Source organism: Salinispora cortesiana (assembly GCF_000484695.1).
GTDB classification, from domain to species: domain Bacteria; phylum Actinomycetota; class Actinomycetes; order Mycobacteriales; family Micromonosporaceae; genus Micromonospora; species Micromonospora cortesiana.
In genome coordinates this window covers 1-2,058 of record NZ_AXVR01000158.1, presented here as the reverse complement: position 1 = coordinate 2,058, position 2,058 = coordinate 1, and the positions used below count along the sequence as shown (strand labels likewise).

General features: G+C 67.7%; 2 protein-coding genes and 1 pseudogene. All 3 read left to right on the top strand.

What is annotated here, in order from left to right; genetic code table 11:
- On the top strand, positions 1-212 hold a 212-nt coding region (locus tag K228_RS28055), incomplete at its 5' end, for a cupin domain-containing protein (protein ID WP_025620765.1).
- 166 nt (positions 213-378) lie between these two features.
- Positions 379-1,251 (top strand): aldo/keto reductase, encoded by an 873-nt coding sequence (locus tag K228_RS0124750; RefSeq protein ID WP_025620764.1) that lies wholly within the window; start codon positions 379-381, stop codon positions 1,249-1,251.
- Between the two features lie 205 nt (positions 1,252-1,456).
- A pseudogene (locus K228_RS0124745) lies at positions 1,457-2,058 on the top strand (right-handed parallel beta-helix repeat-containing protein); the annotation flags it as partial.

Here is a 2,058-nt window from a genome sequence, read left to right as displayed (position 1 = left end):
GGCTCTATGTCCTCAACGGGCGGCTACGACTTCTGCTCGGCGAGCACGACCTCGTGCTGACGCCCGGCGAGGCGGCCGAGTTCGACACCCGGGTCCCGCACTGGTTCGGCGTCGCCGAAGACCAGCCGGTCGAGATCCTCAGCCTCTTCGGCCAGCAGGGAGAGCGGGCCCACCTCCGCGCCCGACCCAAGACCCAACCACCATCGGAATGAGGCCGCCGACCCGCCCGCGTCCGATTGGCCCTCGCGCCAACCTGGCCGACAGCCCGACGACACCAGTGATCGACGGCGATCGTGCTGCGCGAATGACCTCCAGCAGCGGGGGTAGAACGACCAGGTAGATCTGCCGTTGGCCCGCCGACAGACGAGGGACGCCTGCATGTCAGCGCACGCCAGCAACCAGCCGGCCAAGGCCTCCGGCACCTACCGCATCGGTGGCGACCTCCCGGTCAACCGACTCGGGTACGGGTCCATGCAGCTCGCCGGCCCGGGGGTCTGGGGCATGCCGGACGATCCGGCGGAGGCGGTCCGGGTGCTCCGACGCGCCGTCGAGCTCGGGGTTACGTTCATCGACACCGCCGACTCGTACGGCCCGTTCGTCTGCGAGCTGCTGATCAAAGAGGCGCTACACCCGTACGCCGATGATCTGGTCATCGCGAGCAAGGCAGGGCAGGTCCGGGGCGGGCCGTACGACTGGAAGCCACTCGGGCTCCCGAAGTACCTGCGTCAGCAGTGCGAGATGAGCCTTCGCCACCTCGGCCTGGACTGCATCCCGCTACACCAGCTCCACCGCATCGACCCGGAGGTACCCCTCGAGGATCAGCTCGGCGTGCTGCTCCAGTTCCAGCAGGAAGGCAAGATCCGGCACATCGGCCTCTCCGAGGTGACCATCGAGCAGATCGAGGCAGCCCGGCAGATCACCCCGATCGCCACCGTGCAGAACCTCTACAACGTGAGTACCCGGGATGCCGAACCGGTGCTGGAGTACTGCGAGCGCAACGATCTTGGGTTTATCCCCTGGCACCCGATGGCAACCGGTGGCCTCACCCGCCCCGGCGGCCCGCTGGAAACGATCAGCGCCGAGCACGGCGCGACGCCCGCGCAGCTCGCCCTGGCCTGGTTGCTGCGCCGCTCGCCGGTCATGCTGCCGATTCCGGGCACCTCTTCGATGGCGCACCTGGAGGAGAACCTCGCCAGCGCCGAGGTGGAGCTTACTGACGACCGGTTTGAGGCGCTGACTCGAGCCGTTTGACCCAATAGTCCCCTAGCTACATCTATAGCCCCTCTCGCCCGATTCGGGCAAGTATTTCGGGTTCACGTTCTTAAGGGGTTTGTGTCGGTTTAGCGTGCGGGGTGGCTGCTACCGCCTGCCCGGTAGCCGAGGACGACACCACCCCGGTCTGCCCCCGGGGCTGGTGCCTCCTCGCCACGCACGGGGGAAGGACACCGACACCGCGATGAACCAGCAGGACCACACCCAGGAACCCGAACCGGACCGCCCCGGCGGACACCGAACGAGGTCACCGCGGCGCTGGTGGGCCGTCGGACTCGCCGGCGTGACCGGCCTCGCCCTCACCGCCGTCGGCGTCGCCGCCACCCCGGCCGCCGACGCCATCGGAGGCGCCCTGACCACCGACAACCGCACCAACAAACCCCACCAGCCCGGCAAAGACCGCGACAGCTACGACAGTGACCAGGGCAAACACGACAACCAGAACAAAGACAAAGACAACGACAAGGGCAAGGGCAAGAAGGAGAAGAAGCCGCCGGGCACCCCCGTGCCCTGCGACGCCGACGCCCTCATCGCCGCGATCACCCTCGCCAACGCCCGCGGCGGCGCCACCCTCGACCTGGCCACAGACTGCACCTACCTGCTCACCGCCGACATCGACGGCGCCGGACTCCCCGCCATCACCACCCCCATCACCCTCAACGGCAGCAAACACACCACCATCGAACGCGCCGCCGCCACCGACCAATTCAGAATCCTCACCATCAACACCGGCGGCAACCTCACCCTCAACAAACTGAAGATCACCGGCGGAGACACCACTACCAC

What these genes read in the sequence shown, in the direction of transcription:
- K228_RS0124750 (WP_025620764.1), top strand. Translation starts at nt 379, where the DNA reads ATGTCAGCGCACGCCAGCAACCAGCCGGCCAAGGCCTCCGGCACCTAC.